Origin of the sequence: Cyanobium sp. ATX 6A2 (genome assembly GCF_024346355.1) — a bacterium.
GTDB lineage: Bacteria > Cyanobacteriota > Cyanobacteriia > PCC-6307 > Cyanobiaceae > NIES-981.
In genome coordinates this window covers 70,498-88,666 of sequence record NZ_JAGQCU010000003.1, presented here as the reverse complement: position 1 = coordinate 88,666, position 18,169 = coordinate 70,498, and the positions used below count along the sequence as shown (strand labels likewise).

16 protein-coding genes are annotated in these 18,169 nt (G+C 66.4%); 3 read left to right on the top strand and 13 right to left on the bottom strand.

Going from position 1 to position 18,169, the window contains the following annotated elements; translation table 11 throughout:
• Positions 1-174: 174 nt before the first annotated feature.
• From KBY96_RS04345 to glpX, 3 genes are all read right to left on the bottom strand, one after another.
• Positions 175-1,470, bottom strand: a complete 1,296-nt coding sequence (locus tag KBY96_RS04345; RefSeq protein ID WP_254977992.1) for a glucose-1-phosphate adenylyltransferase — start codon at positions 1,468-1,470, stop codon at positions 175-177.
• A 129-nt stretch (positions 1,471-1,599) separates the two neighbouring features.
• Positions 1,600-2,910 (bottom strand): glutamyl-tRNA reductase, encoded by a 1,311-nt coding sequence (locus KBY96_RS04340; protein ID WP_254977991.1) that lies wholly within the window; start codon positions 2,908-2,910, stop codon positions 1,600-1,602.
• Between the two features lie 40 nt (positions 2,911-2,950).
• On the bottom strand, positions 2,951-3,955 hold the full coding sequence (gene glpX / locus KBY96_RS04335; protein ID WP_254977990.1) for a class II fructose-bisphosphatase: 1,005 nt from the start codon (positions 3,953-3,955) through the stop codon (positions 2,951-2,953).
• Positions 3,956-4,200: 245 nt separating this feature from the next.
• Between glpX and rpe the strand changes: the two genes are divergently transcribed.
• Entirely contained in the window at positions 4,201-4,884 is a 684-nt protein-coding gene (gene rpe / locus KBY96_RS04330) for a ribulose-phosphate 3-epimerase (RefSeq protein WP_254977989.1), read from the top strand.
• 18 nt (positions 4,885-4,902) lie between these two features.
• Here the strand turns inward: rpe and ccsB are convergent, their stop codons facing one another.
• The 8 genes from ccsB to KBY96_RS04290 all read right to left on the bottom strand — a co-directional run bounded on the left by ccsB (position 4,903) and on the right by KBY96_RS04290 (position 11,543).
• The gene (ccsB, locus tag KBY96_RS04325; RefSeq protein WP_254977988.1) at positions 4,903-5,838 is read right to left on the bottom strand and encodes a c-type cytochrome biogenesis protein CcsB; all 936 of its coding nucleotides are present in this window, start codon (positions 5,836-5,838) and stop codon (positions 4,903-4,905) included.
• 32 nt (positions 5,839-5,870) lie between these two features.
• A complete protein-coding gene (locus KBY96_RS04320) occupies positions 5,871-7,043 on the bottom strand; it encodes an LptF/LptG family permease (protein ID WP_396122259.1) in 1,173 nt (390 codons plus the stop codon).
• A 2-nt stretch (positions 7,044-7,045) separates the two neighbouring features.
• Complete coding sequence (lptB, locus tag KBY96_RS04315) at positions 7,046-7,774, bottom strand: LPS export ABC transporter ATP-binding protein (protein ID WP_254977986.1); 729 nt, start codon at positions 7,772-7,774, stop codon at positions 7,046-7,048.
• Positions 7,771-8,205, bottom strand: a complete 435-nt coding sequence (locus tag KBY96_RS04310) for an LptA/OstA family protein (RefSeq protein ID WP_396122248.1) — start codon at positions 8,203-8,205, stop codon at positions 7,771-7,773. Before KBY96_RS04310 ends, lptB begins: the two co-directional genes overlap by 4 nt.
• 49 nt (positions 8,206-8,254) lie before the next feature.
• Entirely contained in the window at positions 8,255-8,653 is a 399-nt protein-coding gene (locus KBY96_RS04305; protein ID WP_396122258.1) for a DUF309 domain-containing protein, read from the bottom strand.
• Positions 8,654-8,655: 2 nt separating this feature from the next.
• Positions 8,656-10,464, bottom strand: coding sequence for a translational GTPase TypA (typA, locus tag KBY96_RS04300; protein WP_254977984.1), 1,809 nt, complete (start codon positions 10,462-10,464; stop codon positions 8,656-8,658).
• Between the two features lie 83 nt (positions 10,465-10,547).
• Positions 10,548-10,817, bottom strand: a complete 270-nt coding sequence (locus KBY96_RS04295) for a hypothetical protein (protein ID WP_254977983.1) — start codon at positions 10,815-10,817, stop codon at positions 10,548-10,550.
• A gap of 114 nt (positions 10,818-10,931) precedes the next feature.
• The gene (locus KBY96_RS04290; RefSeq protein WP_396122257.1) at positions 10,932-11,543 is read right to left on the bottom strand and encodes a D-alanyl-D-alanine carboxypeptidase family protein; all 612 of its coding nucleotides are present in this window, start codon (positions 11,541-11,543) and stop codon (positions 10,932-10,934) included.
• 331 nt (positions 11,544-11,874) lie between these two features.
• On the opposite strand from KBY96_RS04290, the gene chlP reads away from it, so the two are divergent.
• Positions 11,875-13,329, top strand: coding sequence for a geranylgeranyl reductase (gene chlP / locus KBY96_RS04285; protein WP_254977981.1), 1,455 nt, complete (start codon positions 11,875-11,877; stop codon positions 13,327-13,329).
• A 20-nt stretch (positions 13,330-13,349) separates the two neighbouring features.
• Here chlP and glyS read toward each other — a convergent pair whose 3' ends face one another.
• Complete coding sequence (gene glyS / locus KBY96_RS04280; RefSeq protein ID WP_254977980.1) at positions 13,350-15,515, bottom strand: glycine--tRNA ligase subunit beta; 2,166 nt, start codon at positions 15,513-15,515, stop codon at positions 13,350-13,352.
• A gap of 124 nt (positions 15,516-15,639) precedes the next feature.
• Here glyS and KBY96_RS04275 point away from each other — a divergent pair, with 124 nt between their 5' ends.
• Positions 15,640-17,415: an NADPH-dependent assimilatory sulfite reductase hemoprotein subunit gene (locus KBY96_RS04275; RefSeq protein WP_396122256.1), complete on the top strand. Its 1,776-nt coding sequence runs from the start codon at positions 15,640-15,642 to the stop codon at positions 17,413-17,415.
• 30 nt (positions 17,416-17,445) lie between these two features.
• On the opposite strand, the gene KBY96_RS04270 is transcribed toward KBY96_RS04275, so the two are convergent.
• Entirely contained in the window at positions 17,446-18,162 is a 717-nt protein-coding gene (locus tag KBY96_RS04270; RefSeq protein ID WP_254977979.1) for a M15 family metallopeptidase, read from the bottom strand.
• Positions 18,163-18,169: the final 7 nt, after the last annotated feature.

Genomic DNA, 18,169 nt, shown 5'->3' with positions numbered 1-18,169 from the left:
GGTAGCTTTCGCTCAGTGTGAACAGGCAAGGGGCGCAGCGTCCAGAACCGTCACAACATCAGGATGCTGTGTCATGGGTTCCAGATCCTGAGGCACCGGGCTGCCTCTCGGCGGCCAGAGGCGAGAAGCGAGCAGCAAAACTGCAACTGGGCAACGATGATCCAGCGGCGGGAGTCAGATCACGGTGCCATCGGCAATGGTGCCGTTCTTCACCACCACCACGATGCCGTTGCGGATGTAGAAGTTGAGCTCCGGCCGATCGGCCTCATCGATGCGATCTTTGTTGGTGATTGTGACATTTTCGCCGATGCGCACATTCTTGTCCACAATCGCTCCCTTGATCGTGGTGCCCTGTCCGATCCCGATCGGTGTGGCACCACGCTCCCGCAGGGCATCGCGCTCCTCGGAGGATTCAAAATAATCGGCGCCCATCACCAGGGTGTCCTGGAGCACCACCTGGTCTTCGACCCGGGAACGCACGCCAAGCACACACCGGTGAATGCTGCAGGCCTTCAGCAGGGACCCTTCACCGATGATCGATTCGGTCACCTGGGCGTCCTGCAGCTTGCTCGGCGGCAGGTAGCGGGGACGCGTGTAGATGGGGAACTTCTCGTCGTAGAAGGAAAACGGCGGATTAGGCTGCTGGGTGAGGGCGAGATTGGCTTCGTAGAAAGCGCCGATCGTGCCGATGTCCTCCCAGTAGTCATCGAAGAGATACGTCTGCAGATTGTCCCCGCGTTGGAGGGAGATCGGGATGATCTCCTTGCCGAAGTCCTTGGCGGCTGGGTGGGAGTTGAGCAGATCGAAGAGGATGTCGCGGCTGAACACGTAGATCCCCATCGAGGCGAGGTGCGGGCGCCTGGCCGCTTCCTCTGCCGACAGGCCCAGGCTCTGGGTGTCGACACGCATCGCCTCCAGCTCCTCACCCTTGGGTTTTTCCCGGAATTCCTGAATGCGGCCCTCGGAATCGGTGCGCATCAGTCCGAAGCCCTGGGCCTGCTCCGGATCCACGGGCAGCGCCCCCACCGAAAGGTCAGCGCCGCTGTCGATGTGGTGCCGCACAAAGCGGCTGTAGTCCATCCTGTAGAGCTGATCACCGGAGAGGATCAGCACGTGGTCGACATCCCATTCCTGGAACAGCCACTGGTACTTGCGCACGGCATCGGCCGTGCCTTCAAACCAGCTGGGGCTGTCGGGAGTTTGCTGGGCGGCCAGCACCTCAACGAAACCCTGGCCAAAACCGGCCGAGAGGTTGTAGGTCATGGTCAGATGCCGGTTGAGGGAGGCACTGTTGAACTGTGTCAACACGTAGATCTTGTTGATCTCACTATTGATGCAGTTGCTGATCGGGATATCGATCAATCGATATTTCCCCGCCAGCGGAACGGCTGGTTTTGCCCGCATCTTGGTGAGCGGGTAGAGGCGGGTACCCGCTCCCCCGCCCAGGATGATCGCCAGTACCCGTTTCATGCCCGCCGTCCCCAGGGATGGACTGTGGCGACCGTAGGTGAGCGGCTGGGCATTAGGCCAGGGGTGAGAGAGGGGACGCGGTAGAACTGTTGCAGGGAGCGGGCGCCGGAAGGCCTCCCCAGGCCACCGTCAGTCGCTCTGGGGAGGCTCGTGGAGCTCGAACAGCTCCTCCAGCACCCGCATGGCGCTGTGGCGCTGCTGGCGTGGCTGGGGGGCGCGGATGTTGGTGACCGGGGTGTGCAGGATCTTGTTGACGATTCCCTTGCTGAGGGCCTCCACCACCTTGCGTTCACGGGCCGAAAGGTCGGGGCCCATGCGGCTGAGTGCCTTCTGCAGTTCCTGTTCGCGGATGTCCTCAAGCTGACGGCGCAGCCGGTTCACCACCGGCACGGCCTCCAGACCATCCCACCACTCCAGAAACAGTCGCGCCTCGTCCTCAAGCATCACCTGGGCCTCTGCGGCCATCTCGCGCCGGGCCTCCTGGTTGCGGCTCACCACCTCCTGGAGATCGTCCACGTCAAACGCCTGCACCCCCGCCAGGGACACGGTGTCGGCGGCGATATTGCGGGGCACGCCGATGTCGATGAGCATCAGCGAGCTGCGCCGGTTGAGTCCGCAGAGGCGCTCAGTGGAGATGATCGGTTCCTCGGCCGCGGTGCTGGTGAACACCAGCGAGCAGGTGCTCAGGCAGTGGTCGAGATCGTCCAGCGGCCGGCACTGCACCGGCAGATCGGGGAAGTCGGCCGCCAGCAACTCTGCCCGGTTGACGGTGCGGTTGAGCAGCACCACCCCGCGGCATCCCTTGGCCTGGAGGTGCTGGAGCAAGAGGCGGGCCATGCGGCCCGCGCCCACCACGGCCACCTGTTCCTGATCCAGCGACACCATCTCGTCGCGCCCGCGGGCCTGGCCCACCTTCAGCTGGGCGAGCTCCACGGCGGCCGAGCTGATCGACACGGCGCCAGTGCCGAGCTTGGTCTCGGTGCGCACCCGTTTGCCGGTGCTCACGGCCTGGTTGAGCAGGCGGTTGAGGATCGGGCCGAGGGAGCGATGCTCCTGACCCAGGCGCACCATGCGCTTCACCTGGGAGAGGATCTGGCCCTCCCCCAGCACCAGGGAGTCGAGCCCGGCGGCCACCCGCATCAGGTGGGCCACCGCATCCTCGTGGTGGTAGGTGAACAGGTGCGGGCTGAGCTCCTCGATCGCCAGGCCTGACACCTGGCTGAGGAACTGGCCCACCGCTGAGATTCCTTGCTCCGGGTTGCGCAGCAGGGTGTAGATCTCGAGCCGGTTGCAGGTGCTGAGGATGGAGGCCTCCAGCACCTGATCGTCGCTGCGCAGCTGCTGGAGGGAGTCCTCCATCGTCTGCTCCGGGATGCTGAGCCGTTCCCGGATCTCCACCGGGGCGGTGCGATGGCTCAGTCCGACGACCGCGATGTGCATGGAGAGGGGGGAATGGGGCTGATCAGCCGGGGGGAGGGCCTCAGCGCAGGGCGATGCTCTGGGCTCCCTCCTTGATATGCACCGTGGTCGTGAACCGGGCGGTGTTGTCGAGGGTGCTGATCACCAGGGAGCTGGTGCGGGTGCAGTCCGTCTCGAATTTCACCCCGTCGAACAGGAGGCCATCGGTGATGCCGGACGCGGCGAACACCACATTCTCGCCGCAGGCCAGCTCCTGGGCTTCATACACCTTGTCGGGATCACTGATCCCCATCTCGGCCAGACGGGCCAGGTTGCCCTCGCGGGTGAGGCCCTCCCACTCCTGGGTCTGGGCCACGGCCGGGTCGTACACCAGCTGTCCCTGGAAGTGGCCACCCAGGGCCCGCAGGGCGGCGGCGGAGATCACCCCCTCCGGAGCAGCGCCGATGCCCATCAGGCAGTGGGTGCCGGTGCCGGCGAACCCGCAGGCGATGGCCGCCTGCACATCGCCGTCGGAGATCGGCTGCACACGGGCGCCTGTGGTGCGGATCTCGGCGATCAGGCTCTTGTGGCGGGCACGGTCCATCACCACGATCACCAGATCGGTGGTGGGGAGGCCCAGACACTGGCTGAGGATCTCGATGTTCTCGGTGGCCGACTTGCGGATGTCCACCTTGCCCTTGGCGGCCGGAGGCGCGGCCAGCTTGTTCATGTAGAAGTCGGGGGCATTGAACAGGCCGCCGCGATCGGAGGCCGCCAGCACCGCCATCGAGCCGCGCTGGCTGTTGGCGCAGAGGTTGGTGCCCTCACAGGGATCCACGGCGAAATCAACCCCGGGGCCCGTGCCGCTGCCCACCTCCTCGCCGATGTAGAGCATGGGCGCCTCATCGCGCTCGCCCTCACCGATGACGATGCGGCCCTGCATCTGAATCTGGCCCATGCGCTCGCGCATGGCTTCCACCGCCGCGGCATCGGCTTCGTTCTTGAGCCCCATGCCGGTGAGGCGGGCCGAGGCGATGGCCGCCTGTTCAACGACCTCGAGTATTTCCTGAATGAGGGTGCGATCCACGGTGATCCGGCAGGGAGGAAGGGGCTGACGCGGGAGCCGGACCTCAGAAGCGGTGCTCGGATCGCTGATCGGGAGTCCCCGTCAGCCCTGAACCCGGAACTCCGCCCCTGCGCTGCCTCCCGGGCCTGAAGCCGCGTCACTGTATCAGCGGCCCCAGTCATGATCCGCAGCCCCAGGCCTGATCCTCTGCCCGAGTGCCAAGCCTGGCCCGTTCCTACAATGGATCTTTCCTTGCCGGCATCCCCATGAGCGCGAAGTCACTGGTGGTCTCCCCGTCGATCCTGTCGGCCGATTTCTCCCGGCTGGGTGATGACGTGCGCGCTGTGGATCAGGCCGGAGCCGACTGGATCCATGTCGATGTGATGGATGGGCGCTTTGTGCCCAACATCACCATCGGCCCCCTGATCGTGCAGGCGCTGCGTCCCGTCACCAGCAAGCCCCTCGATGTGCACCTGATGATCGTGGAGCCGGAGAACTACGTGGCCGACTTCGCCAAGGCCGGCGCCGACATCATTTCCGTGCAGGTGGAGGCCTGCCCGCATCTGCACCGCAACCTGGCCCAGATCCGCGACCTCGGCAAGATGGCGGGCGCGGTTCTGAACCCCAGCACCCCCATCGACACCCTCGAATACTGCCTCGAGCTCTGCGATCTGGTGCTGGTGATGAGCGTGAACCCCGGCTTCGGTGGCCAGAGCTTCATCGACAACCAGGTGGACAAGATCCGCGCCCTGCGCCGGATGTGCGACGCGAAGGGCGTGGATCCCTGGATCGAGGTGGATGGCGGCATCAAGCCTGCCAATGCCTGGAAGGTGATCGAGGCTGGTGCCAACGCCATCGTCAGTGGCTCCGGCGTGTTCGGCGCCAGCGACTACGCCGAAGCGATCGAGGGGATCCGCCGCAGCCGCAGGCCCGAACCGGTGGCCGCCTGATCGGCCCACTGGTTGCGTTCAGCTGTCAAAGAACCAGCCGTAGCTATGCAGGCCGATGCCGAGCAGGTTGACGCCGATATAACAGACGGCAATCACCACCAGGCCGGCGCTGGCCACCAGGGCCGGCCTCCGGCCCTGCCAGCCGCGGATCAGGCGGGTGTGCAGGTAGGCGGCGTACACCAGCCAGCAGATCAGGGCCCACGTTTCCTTTGGATCCCAGCTCCACCAGCTGCCCCAGGCTTCATTGGCCCACACCGCACCGCTCACCAGCCCCACCGAGAGCAGCAGGAAGCCCACGGTGATGGTGCGATAGCTGAGTGAATCGAGCTGCTCGGCCACCGACATCGACACGCTGCTCAGCTGCAGCGGGGCGGCCATGGCCCCGGGACCGTCACTGGCCAGGCGGGCCTGGCGGAAACCGCCACTGCCGATCGAGCTGCTGCGCAGCTCAAGATCGTGACCGCGGCTGGTGAACAGCACCGCCACCGAGAGCAGGGATCCCACCAGCAGGGCGGCATAGCTGAGCATGATCACACTCACATGCATCATCAGCCAGCTGGAGCGCAGGGCCGGCACCAGGGGAGAGGCTTCCTGAAGACGATCGGGCAGGGCAAAGCTGGCGAAGGCCACACAGCCCAGGGCCACCGGGGTGGCGGCCGCCGGCACCAGGGGCGAAGGCCAGCTGCGTTCCACCAGCAGTTGCACCAGGGTGCAGCCCCAGGCCAGGAAGCAGAGCGATTCGTAGAGGTTGCTGATGGGAAAGTGGCCGGAATCCAGCCAGCGCAGCACCAGCTGGGCCGTGAGGCAGAGATTGGCGGCCGCAACCAGCACGCGCACGGGAGCACTGCTGCGTTCCCCGCTCAGGGACCAGAAGGCCAGGGGCAGCACAGACAGCAGCAGGAAGAAGGCGGTGAGGCCAAGGGCCGTCACCGGGTCACGCAACAGATCGAGCAAGGTGGAAGGGATACCTACACCCAGTCTGACGCCTAGCGGCTGGCCTGGCGCAGCAGCCCGGCGCCGATGACCAGGAAGATGGCCACCGGCAGCCAGGCTGCGAGCTGGGGTGTCAGAGCGCCGTTGACGCCCATGGCGCTGAAGCTGAAGGCCACCACGTAGTAGCCGAAGATCAGCAACACACTGATGCCGAAGCCCTGGCTGCGGCTGCGGCGACCATTGGGTCGCACCCCCAGGCTGCTGCCCAGCAGCCCGAACACCAGGCAGACCGCCGGGAAGGAGAACTTCTCCTGGATGCGCACGCGCAGCTTGCGGGCGGCCTGGGGATCGCCCGATTCCCGCAGCAGGCGCTCGGCCGTGCGGGCCTGACCGATCGTGAGCATCTCGGCGTCGGTGGGCAGCTGGGCCACCCGCAGGGGCTGGTTGCCGAGCGGGTAGAGGTAGCGATCAAAGCGCGCCGAGGTGATGCTTTCGCCCCCCTGTGCACTCACCACGTAGAGCTTGCCGTTCAGGAACTCCCACATCGCCTCCGGTTCGTTCCAGCGGCCTTCCTCAGCGGTGAGCATCAGCCGCTGTCCGGGCTGGGAGAGATCGAGCACGGTTACCTGCTCCATCACCCCCTGGTTGAGACGCTGGGCGTAAAAGAAGTGGGTGAGCGTGCGCTCCCGGCTGCCGTCAGGCTGGGTCACCGTGCCGAACTGCGAATAACTCACCCGTTGCCGGTCCTCCCCCACCACCGCCCGGCCCACGGCCCGGTCCCGGGTGGCCTCGGCCTGCAGCAGGGTGTGGGGCACCACGGCTTCGTTGAAGCCGAACGTGAGCAGCGTCATCGCCAGGGCCAGGGCCAGAGCCGGTAGCACCATGCGCCAGGTGGTCACACCCACGCTGCGCAGGGCCGTGAGCTCGCTGTTGCCCGAGAGCTTGCTGTAGGTGAGCAGGCAGGCCATCAGCGTGGCCATCGGAAAGGAGAGCACCAGGAAGGAGGGCAGCTCCAGGGCCAGCACCTGCAGCGCGATGCCCACCGACAGGCCCGATTCAGCGATGCGGCGCACAAGATCGAACACCGTCCCGACAGAGAGCGAGACGGCCGTGAAGGCACCGATGCCGAACAGCAGCGGTCCGATCAGCTCACCCAGAAGCCAGCGATCGATCAGCGGCAACCGTCGCCAGGGGCTGGTGAGGCCCTGCAGTGCCCGATGCCACACGGTCACAACCGGAATCCCTCGCCGAGGTAGTGGCTTCTCACCAGTGGATCGTGGCCCACATCCTCCGATGTTCCCGAGGCCAGAATCGCTCCTTCCGAGAGGATGTAGGCCCGATCGGTGATCGCCAGGGTCTCGCGCACGTTGTGGTCGGTGATCAGCACGCCCATACCGCGGCGGCGCAGACCGCCGATCAGCTGCTGCAGATCGGCCACCGCGATCGGGTCGACCCCGGCAAAGGGTTCATCGAGGAGCAGGAAGCGGGGACCCGCTTCCCCCACCGCCAGCGCCCGGGCAACCTCACAGCGCCGGCGCTCGCCACCGGAGAGCTGAAAGCCGCGGCGCTGTTCGAAGGCGCCGAGATGGAACTCAGCGATCAAGGTATCCAGACGCTGGCGTCGCAAAGGCCTCGGAGTGCCGCTCTGCTCCAGGGTGAGACGCAGGTTGTCGCGCACACTCAGCTGGCGGAAGACGCTGGCTTCCTGGGGGAGGTAGCCGATGCCGAGGCGAGCCCGGCTGGGCATCGGCAGCCTGGAGATGTCATCGCCATCCAGGAGCACCCGGCCGCCATCAGGACGCAGCAGACCTGTGACCAGGCCAAAGGTGGTGGTTTTGCCGGCCCCGTTCGGTCCCAGCAGTCCCACCACCTCGCCAGGTTCCAGTGTGATCGACACATGGTTGACGAGCACCCGGCCAGCGATGGCCAGGAGCACGTCGTCGAGGGTCAGGGTCATGGCGCCGGCGGCGCCACGGGGAAGCGGCTGAGCACCTGTTCTCCGCTGGCGGGTTCGGCGATCACCCGTTCCTGATCCACCAGGTAGGTGATGCGCTCGGCCTGGATTGAGGGGCCCTCCAGCTGAATCACGTCCACATCACCGCTCAGCACCACTCGTCCCTCGCGGCTGAAGTATTGGGCCTGCCGGGCCGTGGCCACCACCCGGCGATCGGGATAGACGATGCGCACATTGCCCGATGCCGTGATCACGCCGGTGAGGTTGTCGGCCCGTTGCAGGTCGGACTCGATCGAGACGATCCCCGTGCCGGGGGTGACCGCCGCGTCGCTGGGCTGGGCACGTCCGGCACGGGGCAGCGCCATGCACAGAACCAGGCCGGTGAGGCCAAGACCCACCAGGGAGCGTGCGCTCAGCAGGGAGACAGCGTGCACAGGTACGTGGAAGGGCAGCCGAACGGGCGGTGGTGCCGATCCAGGGAATCTACCGAGGGGCCCCATCGACCTCCGCCGGGGCAGGAACCAGGGCCGGAGCTGGCAGCTCGGGGGCAGCCTCGCCGGCCTGCAGGGCCTCCAACCAGGAACGACCGCTGGCCCTGAGGACGTCCAGGTTCAGTCCCAGGGCCTGGGCTCCCGCCGTCCGCAATCTCCCCAGACCTTCGCCGGTGAGCACGGTGGCTCCACGCTGGTTGCCGTTGGCATGGTGCAGCTGACCCACGGCGATCTGCAGAAGTCCCTGTAACACAGGCCGCATGGGTCCGGCCGTTTCGTGCCAGAGCGCCTCGAAGCTGTCATGGCAGGCGTACCAGTCGGCCGCATTGAACAGCCGGATCGCTTCCTTCAGCCGCGGATCGGCGAGGAGTTGGGCCTCCTCCGGATCCACTGTCAACGCCGAGCGGCCTTCTTCACCGGCAGCTTGCGCAGGCGGATCGACTCCGGCGTGACTTCCAGCATCTCGTCCGATCCGATGTACTCCAGAGCGCGCTCCAGGCTCATCTGCAGCGGGGCCTGCAGGGTGTCGAGCACCTCAGCGCCGGCGGAGCGGATATTGGTGACCTGCTTGGCCTTGCAGACGTTGATATCAATGTCCTGGGCTCTGGTGTTCTCACCCACGATCATGCCCTTGTACACCTTGGTGCCGGGGGTGATGAAGAACTGTCCGCGATCCTCGGCGTTCTTGAGGGCATAGAAGGTGGCCGTTCCTTCTTCGAAGGCAATCAGCACACCGTTGCGACGGGTGTCGAACTCGCCCTGCATCGGCCGATAATCGAGGAAGGAGTGGCTCATGATGCCCTCACCGCGGGTGGCCCGGATGAACTCCCCCCGGAAACCGATCAGTCCCCGTGCGGGAACCAGGAATTCCAACTGGGTCCGGCCGTCGCTGGTGGTTTCCATGTTCTGCATCTCGGCCTTGCGCACGCCGAGCTTTTCGATGCATGCCCCCACAGCTGCCTCGGGTACATCCAGCACCAGGGTCTCAAAGGGCTCATGGGGTGTGCCGTCGATGGTGCGGAAGATCACCTGTGGCTGGCTCACCTGGAACTCATAGCCCTCCCGGCGCATGGTTTCGATGAGGATGCCGAGGTGCAGTTCACCCCGTCCGCTCACGGACCAGCGGTCCGGTGAGTCGGTGTCTTCCACGCGCAGCGCCACATTGGTGAGGAGCTCTTTCTGCAGGCGGTCACGCACCTGACGGCTGGTGACGAACTTGCCTTCCTTTCCCGCGAACGGAGAGTCGTTGACCACGAAGGTCATCTGCAGGGTGGGTTCATCCACCTTGATCAGCGGCAGGGCCTTGGGTTCGTCGGGACAGGCGATGGTTTCGCCGATGTTCACCTCATCGAATCCAGCCACGGCCACCAGATCGCCGGCACTGGCCTGCTCGATCTCCACCCGCTGCAGGCCCTGGAAGCCGAGCAGCTTGCTGATGCGACCGCGCTTGACGCTGCCGTCGTCACGCAGCAGCGACACGGGCTGACCGGCTTTGATGCTGCCGTTGTGAATGCGGCCGATCATGATCCGGCCAAGAAAATCGCTGTAGTCGAGCGTGGTGACCTGGAGCTGCAGGGGCTTGGTGGGATCTCCCACCGGCGGTGGGACATGGCGCAGGATGGCCTCGAACAGCGGCCGCATGGTGTCGCTGTCCGTCTTCATGTCGGGCTTGGCGTAGCCGGCCATGCCGCTGCCGAACAGGTAGGGGAAATCACACTGGTCGTCGTCGGCTCCGAGCTCGAGGAACAGATCCAGCACCTTGTCGACGGCCACTTCCGGGTCCACTCGGGCCCGATCGATCTTGTTCACGAATACGATCGGTCGCAGGCCCTTTTCAAGGGCCTTCTTGAGCACGAATCGGGTCTGGGGCATGGGCCCCTCGTTGGCATCAACGATCAACAGACAGCCATCCACCATGCCCAGCACCCGTTCCACCTCGCCGCCGAAGTCGGAGTGACCGGGCGTGTCCACGATGTTGATGCGGATCCCCTCGTAATCCACCGCGGTGTTCTTGGAGAGGATGGTGATGCCCCGCTCCCGCTCTAGATCGTTGGAGTCCATCACGCAGGTGGGCACCGCTTCGTTGTCGCGAAAGATGCCCGACTGGGCCAGCAGCGCATCAACCAGGGTGGTTTTGCCGTGGTCAACGTGGGCAATGATCGCAACATTGCGAATCGGCGTGCCGGGGTGTGCGCCGCTCATACTTTAAGAATTCCTGCTTTCTGGACTGTTATGTCCCCTGCACACTAACCGATGATGCATGCAAGGCAGGACGGTCGTCGGGTTCAGTCGCCCCCTCCGGGGCCGAAGCCGAATTCACCCTCGTCCGTTCCATAGGGCAACAGCTCACCGGTTCGCCGCCAGCACTGCAGCGGGATCGCCTCCAGGGCCGGATGCCGCACCACCAGAACAGCGCGACACCCCGTTGGCGCCGGGTCGATGTCCAGTGGGTCATCTCCGTGCCCCAGTCGGTGCAACGCTCCGCTCCAGTGGGGGTGGCTCTGCAGCGCTTCCGCGAGCCAACCCGCGGCGGCGGTGGTGCTGGCAAGGAGCAACAGCTGTTGCGGCGCCGGTCGCCGGGGAATAGGGCCTGCAGGCACGGGGCGCTGGCTGGAGCCACGCAGCCAACGCTGAACCATGAACAGTCACCTCACCGCAAGACCAGTGTTTCAGCTGCGGGTAAGGCGGTGGGCCGGCTCGAACAGCTGCAGGGCCGCTGCCGTGCCCTCGAAGCGCCAGTGCCAGGGCTCGTAGCTCACCCCCTGGGCGTTGCCGGGGGGAAAGGAGAGGGTGAAGTGATAGCGGGCGGCGTTGGCCTGCAGCCAGGCGAAGGCCTGGGTTCCCTCAAAATTCACCGACAGCTGACTCTGGGGCGCGTAGGCATCGCCCAGATCCACCGCATAGCCGGTGCTGTGCTCGGAGAAGCCGGGAGGGGCGCTGACCTGGGCCCGCTCCAGGGCGCTTTGATTGCGCTCCGACTTGATGGCAAAGAACAGCTCCTCCTGAAGCTCCGCCGGCCTGAAGGCACTGAGCACCACCAGCTCAACCCCATCGGCGGCGGCGGCACGCTGCATCGCCAGCAGCGCTTCGGCGGCATCGCGGTGCAGGGCCTGGCCGGGGGCCACATCCACAAGGTCGTCGGGGGACGCTTCCCCATAGGGAAAGTGACCCAACAGTCGGCCGTCGGCGCTGGTGCGAGCATCCAGACCCTGCACCGGGGGGGGGCTCAGCCAGAGCCGCAGGGGCTCGGGAAACGCGAGTGCGAGGGCGACGCTCAACACCGATACGCCCAGACCAAGGAGCCCCAGACGATTGAGGAGGGAGGAACGGGGAGGGCGCGCCGGCTGGCTGCGCTGCGCCACGGGGATGTCGTCAGCTGTCCCACCCGAGCCACGGATGCCGCCGCCGGACTGCAGGCGCCGGGCGCCGGGGAGCGGGGAAGCAGGCTGAGGCGAAGCGATGGCTGACGGCGGCGGGGAGGGACCGGAGTGCGTGGCTCGCAGACAACACACCGTGAAGATCCTAGGTGGGGAGCCCGGTTCTGGCCCCTGGCTCGCGGATAACGGTGTTAGCTTCCGGCCACTTCTCAACTCCCTTCCGGGCGAGCATTCGATGTTGCGAGTGGCAGTTGTGGGCGGCGGGCCCAGTGGTTCCTGCACCGCTGAGATTCTGGCCAAGGCCGGCATCGAAACCTGGATCTTCGAGCGCAAGCTCGATAATGCCAAGCCCTGCGGTGGCGCCATCCCGCTGTGCATGGTGAGCGAATTTGACCTGCCTGATTCGATCATCGATCGCAAGGTGCGCAACATGCGGATGATCTCCCCCTCCAACCGCGAGGTGGATATTCATCTCGAGAATGAGGATGAATACATCGGCATGTGCCGCCGCGAGGTGCTGGATTCCTACCTTCGCAATCGCGCCGCCGACCTTGGTGCCCACCTGGTGAACGGCCTGGTCACCAAGATCGACACCGGCACCAACCGTCAGGGTCCCTACACCCTCACCTACTCCGACTACAGCGGCGGTGAGGCCACCGGGGACACCAAGACCCTGGACGTTGACCTGATTGTGGGAGCTGACGGCGCCAACAGCCGTGTCGCCAAGGCCATGGATGCCGGCGATTACAACGTCGCCATCGCCTTTCAGGAGCGCATCAAACTGCCGCCCGAAGAGATGAGCTACTACGAGGATCTGGCGGAGATGTACGTCGGCACCGATGTCTCGCCCGATTTCTATGCCTGGGTGTTTCCTAAATACGACCACGTGGCCGTGGGAACCGGCACGATGCAGCAGAACCAGGCCCTCATCAAGAGCCTTCAGGTGGGCATCCGCGAGCGGGCCAAGAAGCGGCTGGTGAAGGGAGAGGTGATCAAGGTGGAGGCCCACCCGATCCCTGAGCATCCGCGGCCACGGCGGGTGGTGGGACGTATGGCCCTGGTGGGCGATGCAGCCGGCTATGTCACCAAGAGCTCGGGCGAAGGCATCTATTTCGCCGCCAAGAGCGGCCGGATGTGCGCCGAACAGATCGTGGCAGCCAGTGCGGGGGGGCAACGCATTCCCAGCGAAGCCGACCTCAAGGCATACCTCAAGAAGTGGGACCGTCAGTACGGCGCCACCTACAAGGTGCTGGAGATCCTCCAGAATATTTTCTACCGCAACGATGCAGCCCGCGAAGCGTTCGTGGAGATGTGCGACGACAAGGATGTGCAGCGTCTCACCTTCGACAGTTACCTCTACAAGCGCGTTGTGACCATGAATCCCTGGCAGCAGCTCAAGCTCACGCTGCTCACCCTGGGGGCCGTGCTGCGCGGGAACGCCCTGGCTCCCCAAGGTTACAAGCCGGTGCCCAGCACCGTGCGCGACGACGCCGAGGTCAATGCCCTGCTCGCGGTGAGCAGCATCAAGGGCGGCATCAACGCGTCCAAGGAGAAAAAGCAGGCGGCGCTGCTGGCGCAGGCACACGACGAGCAGCCCACAGCCAATCCGGCTTCCACCGACCCGAAGGCAGCCGGAGTGGAGGCAGCCGCCTTGGACAGTGGCGAACGGGAACCCGCCGGGGTGGTCTGAGCCCCTCCCGCTGGCCGATTTCAGCCGCTGATGCAGCTGAAATCGGCCAGCACGGCCGCCTGATTGCGGAGCAGGGCCAGCAGCGAGAGTCTGTTGCGGCGCAGCGCGGGGTCATCGACCATCACCATCACGCTCTGATCACCGTCAAAGAAATCGGCCAGGGTGCCGGCGCTGCTGGCCAGGGCTGAGGCCAGTTCGCCATAGCACTGGGCGGCACCATCACGGGCCAGAGGTTCGAGCTCTCGCAGCACCGCCAGCATGGCGGACTCGCTGCTCTTCTCGAACAGCTGTTCATTCACGCTGCCCGTGACCTGGCGCTGATCCAGAGGCAGATCGGCGTTCTCCGCCAGCCGGGCGGCACGGGTGACCACGGCGCGTACGCCCTCCAGACGCCCAGTGGAGCGCAGCTCCACCAGAAGATCGGCACGCACCCTGGCATCGGCCGGCTGGCGCAGCAGCCGCTCCGGTGCAATCCCCTCTCCAGCCACGGCTTGCACCAGATCGGGCGCCACCCCCTGCTCTTCCAGCAGGCTCACCATCCGTTGGCGCAGCAACTCGGCCAGCTCAGCGCGGAGGCCACTGGCATCGATGGCGAACTGAGGCAGCCGCTCGGCCCAGTGCTCCGTGCCCCGCCGCAGCAGCGCCAGCAGGTCCAGGTTCCATCCCCGGTCCCAGAGGATCTGGAGCAGGCCATTGCCGGCACGACGCAGGGCGTAGGGGTCGGAGGAGCCGCTGGGCCGCTCCCCCTTGGCATAGATGCTCAGCAGCAGCTCCAGCCGTTCGGCCAGGGCCACCACCGCTCCAGCGTCAGAGTGAGGAAGGGCGTCGCCGGCGCCCCGGGGGCGGTAGTGCTCGAGCACGGCCAGGGCCACCTCGGGGGCTTCCCCTTCAGCCAACAGATATTTCCCGCCCATCACCCCCTGCAGCTCGGGGAACTCCCCCACCATCTGACTCACCAGATCGTGCTTGCAGAGGTGCGCGGCACGGCGGGCGTTGGCGGCGGTGCCAGCAGGCAGCTCCAGCTGCTCCAGCAGCACATCGGTGCACCATTCCAGCCGTTCCACACGATCGCGCAGCGAGCCCAGTCCCTCAGCAAAGGTGACCCGGGCCAACTGGTCGCGGCGGTCGATGCTGGGGACGGCACGATCGGCATTGAGAAAGAACTCAGCGTCCGCCAGCCGGGCCTTGAGCACCCGTTCATTGCCGCGCTGGATGGTGGCACTGGCCTCAGGGCGACCGCTGGCGATGCAGAGGAAACGCGGTTGCAGAACACCGCGGGCGTGCAGGGCAAGGGGATCGCTGCTCTCCCGCCGCTCGTAGAGCGGCACGTAGCGCTGGTGGGCCCGCATCACGGTGCCCAGCACTTCGGGCGGCAGATCGAGGTAGCGGTCATCGATCCGCCCCTCGATCGGCAGGGGTGCCTCCACCAGGTCCACCAGTTCGTCGAACAGCTCAACCGGCAGGTCGGGCCTGGCCCGGTGCTGCTCGGCGGCGGCATCCACCGCCGCCCGGATGGCCTGGGCCCGCACCCGGCGCTCCACCTCCACCCCCGCGTCAGCCAGATTCTGGCGGTAGCTGCCGGCCGAGCGGATGGTCACGGCCTCCCCCGCGAGGCGGTGGCCCCGGCTTGTGGCCCCGGCCATCACCGCTGGATCGCAGCCCTCGAGCTGCACCGGCAGGACATCGGCATCGAGCATGGCCACCAGCCAGCGGATGGGCCTGGAGAAGCGCCGCTCGCCCGCGCCCCAGCGCATGAAGCGCCGGCCCTGCAGGGCCTGGATCCAGTCGGGGATGAGACGCACCAGCACCGCGGCGGTGGGCTCACCCCGCTCCACTGCATGGGCGAACACGAACGGACCCTTCGCTGTGTCCCGCACCTTCAGGGCCTCAGGCCCCACACCGCAGCGCCGGGCGAAACCGATGGCAGCCGCAGTGGGCTGGCCATCCCGGAAGGCCTGGGCCGCCGGGGGGCCCTTGCGTTCCTCCTCGCGATCCTGCTGGGCCGCCGCAAGCCCCTGGGCGAGCACCACCAGGCGACGTGGCGTTCCGGTGACCTCCAGCAACGCCGGCTCGAGACGCTGCGCCGCCAGATCTGCCGCCACCCGCGACTGCAGCTGCGGCAGGGCAAGTCGGACGAAATCGGCGGGCAGCTCCTCGGTTCCGATCTCCAGCAGTAACGACGACACGGAACGGGGCCACGACAGCCGCCAACTCTATGGATTGAGCTGGAGCCGGTTCACCGGCCTGCAACCACTGCCGTTCGCTACGGTCGGCGAGTTGAGGATCGCCCGCGTGACCGTGTCCGCCCAAGTGCCTGCCGGAACCGCACTGCCTGCTGGCTCCAGCCAGAACGATCGGCGCAGCAGCGAGCCCACCAAGTTCGAGCAGCTCAAGAGCAACAGCGGCCATCTGCACGAGCCGTTGGGCACGGAACTGGGCAATGACAGGCCCAATTTCACCGAGCCGGCCATTCAGATCCTCAAGTTCCACGGCTCCTACCAGCAGGACAATCGCGACAACCGCCAGAAGGGCCGCGAGAAGGATTGGCAGATGATGCTGCGTCTGCGCAGTCCCGGCGGCCGCATCCCCGCCGACCTCTACCTGGCTCTCGATTCACTCTCCGATCAGCTCGGGAACGGCACCCTGCGGGCCACCACCCGTCAGGCCTTCCAGATGCACGGGGTGCGCAAGGAGAATCTCAAGGAGGTGATCGGCACCATCGTGCGGCACCTGGGCTCCACCCTGGCCGCCTGCGGGGACATCAACCGCAACGTGATGGCCCCTGCGGCGCCCTACGCCAAGGGCGCCTACCCCGCCGCCCGCGACCTCGCTGATGATATTGCCGATCTGCTCGCCCCCCAGGCGGCAGAGGGCTCCTACCTCGACCTCTGGGTGGATGGCGACCTGAGCTACCGGATCAAACCCAGCGCCAGCGCCCGCCGCGTCAAGGAGCGCCAGAGCGAGGGTGAGGTGTTCAGCGGCGATGCCGCAGAGCCCCTCTACGGCAGCACCTACATGCCGCGGAAGTTCAAGGTGGCCGTGACCGTGCCGGGTGACAACTCGGTGGATCTGCTCACCCAGGACATCGGCCTGGTGCTGTTCTGCGACCCCCAGGGTCGCCCCCAGGGCTGCAACGTGTATGTAGGCGGCGGCATGGGCCGCACCCACAACAAAGAGGAAACCTTCGCCCGTACGGCCGATCCCTTGGGTTACGTGGCCTTTGAGCACGTGCTCGATCTGGTGCAGGCGGTTGTGGCCGTGCAGCGCGACCACGGTGATCGCGAGCAGCGGCGCCATGCGCGCATGAAATACCTCATCCACGACAACGGTGTCGACTGGTTCCGCGAGCAGCTGCGCTCCAGCTACTTCCAGCACCCGATCCGTTCCCTGCGCGATGAGCCACGGGCCAAGCTCGAGGACTACCTGGGCTGGCACCGCCAGAGCCCCGGACTGTGGTTTGTGGGCCTGCCCCTCCTCTGCGGGCGCCTCAGCGGTGAACGCAAGGCCGGTCTGCGACGCCTGGTGGACACCTACAAGCTCGAGGTGCGCGTCACCCCGAATCAGGATGTGCTGCTCTGCAATATCGGCACCGCCCAGCGCTCCAGCCTCAAGGCAGAACTGGCCACCCTGGGCTGGGAGAAGCCCGATGAAACCTCCCTGCTCTCCCGCCACGGCATCGCCTGCCCGGCCCTGCCCCTGTGCGGGCTGGCGGTCACCGAATCGGAGCGCATCTTCCCGGCGGTGCTCGATCGGCTCGAAACCCTGCTTGACCGGCTGCAGATCGACAAACCGATTCTGGTGCGCATGACCGGCTGTCCCAACGGCTGCTCCCGTCCCTACATGGCCGAGCTCGGCCTGGTGGGCAGCGGTGTGGATCAATACCAGCTCTGGCTGGGGGGCAGTGCCCAGCTCAGCCGGCTGGCTGAGCCCTACCTGGAGAAGATGCCCCTCGACGCCCTCGAAGCCACCCTCGAACCGTTGCTGCTGGCCTGGCGCCAGGGCGGACTGCGCCGAGGTTTCGGCGACTTCGTGGTCAAGAGCGGCCGCGAGGATGTGCAGCGGCTCCTGGCGGTGGCCGCCAGCTGAACCGGGGTCTGGGGTCGATCCGCTCCACCATCAGCGCACCCGCCCGAAGCGAGCCGCCGGTTCGCCCCGGCGCCAGGCCCAGAGCTGATCGCCCCAGCTGAAATGCCACCACTCGTTCGGGTGCTGGACGAAGCCGGCCTGATCCATCACGTCGCGCAGCAGGCTGCGCCGTTGGTGCCAGAGCAGGTAGCGGGCCTGCAGTTGGCGATCACCGCACTGCTGGCTGGCCCGCAGGAAATGGTCGGGCTCCGACACCACCCCGATGGCATCGATGGCCGAGCCCATCTCCAGAGGCTCACCCTCGTTGTCGGCGAGGGTGAGATCCACCGCCGCACCGGTGCTGTGGGGCGGCGGTGCTGCGGGATCGGCATTCGGCGGTGCCCAGAAGCGACCCACCTCAGCCACCACGGCCTCCCGCTCAGGGCTCGCCTGCCCCGGATCGATCCCCCGCTCGCGGCAACTGCTGATGATGCTGTGATCCACCATGAAGGCCTGCACCGCCAGGGGCCGCCAGCCATCGAAGATCGCCAGAGCCCAGTGTGGCTGCGATTGGCGCAACAGCTGCTGGGCCTGGAGCAGTCTCCGGTTCACCTCCGGCCGCAGCCGAAACGGGGAACCGCTCTCGCCGTAAGGAGCCCTCAGGGCCACGTAGGGGTGGGGTTCCAGCCGCACCAGGGCGCCAGGCAGGGGCTCCAGGGGCTGGCCGGCGTCGTGGATCGGAATCGCAGTCCAGGGGCGGGTGCTCACGGCTCTG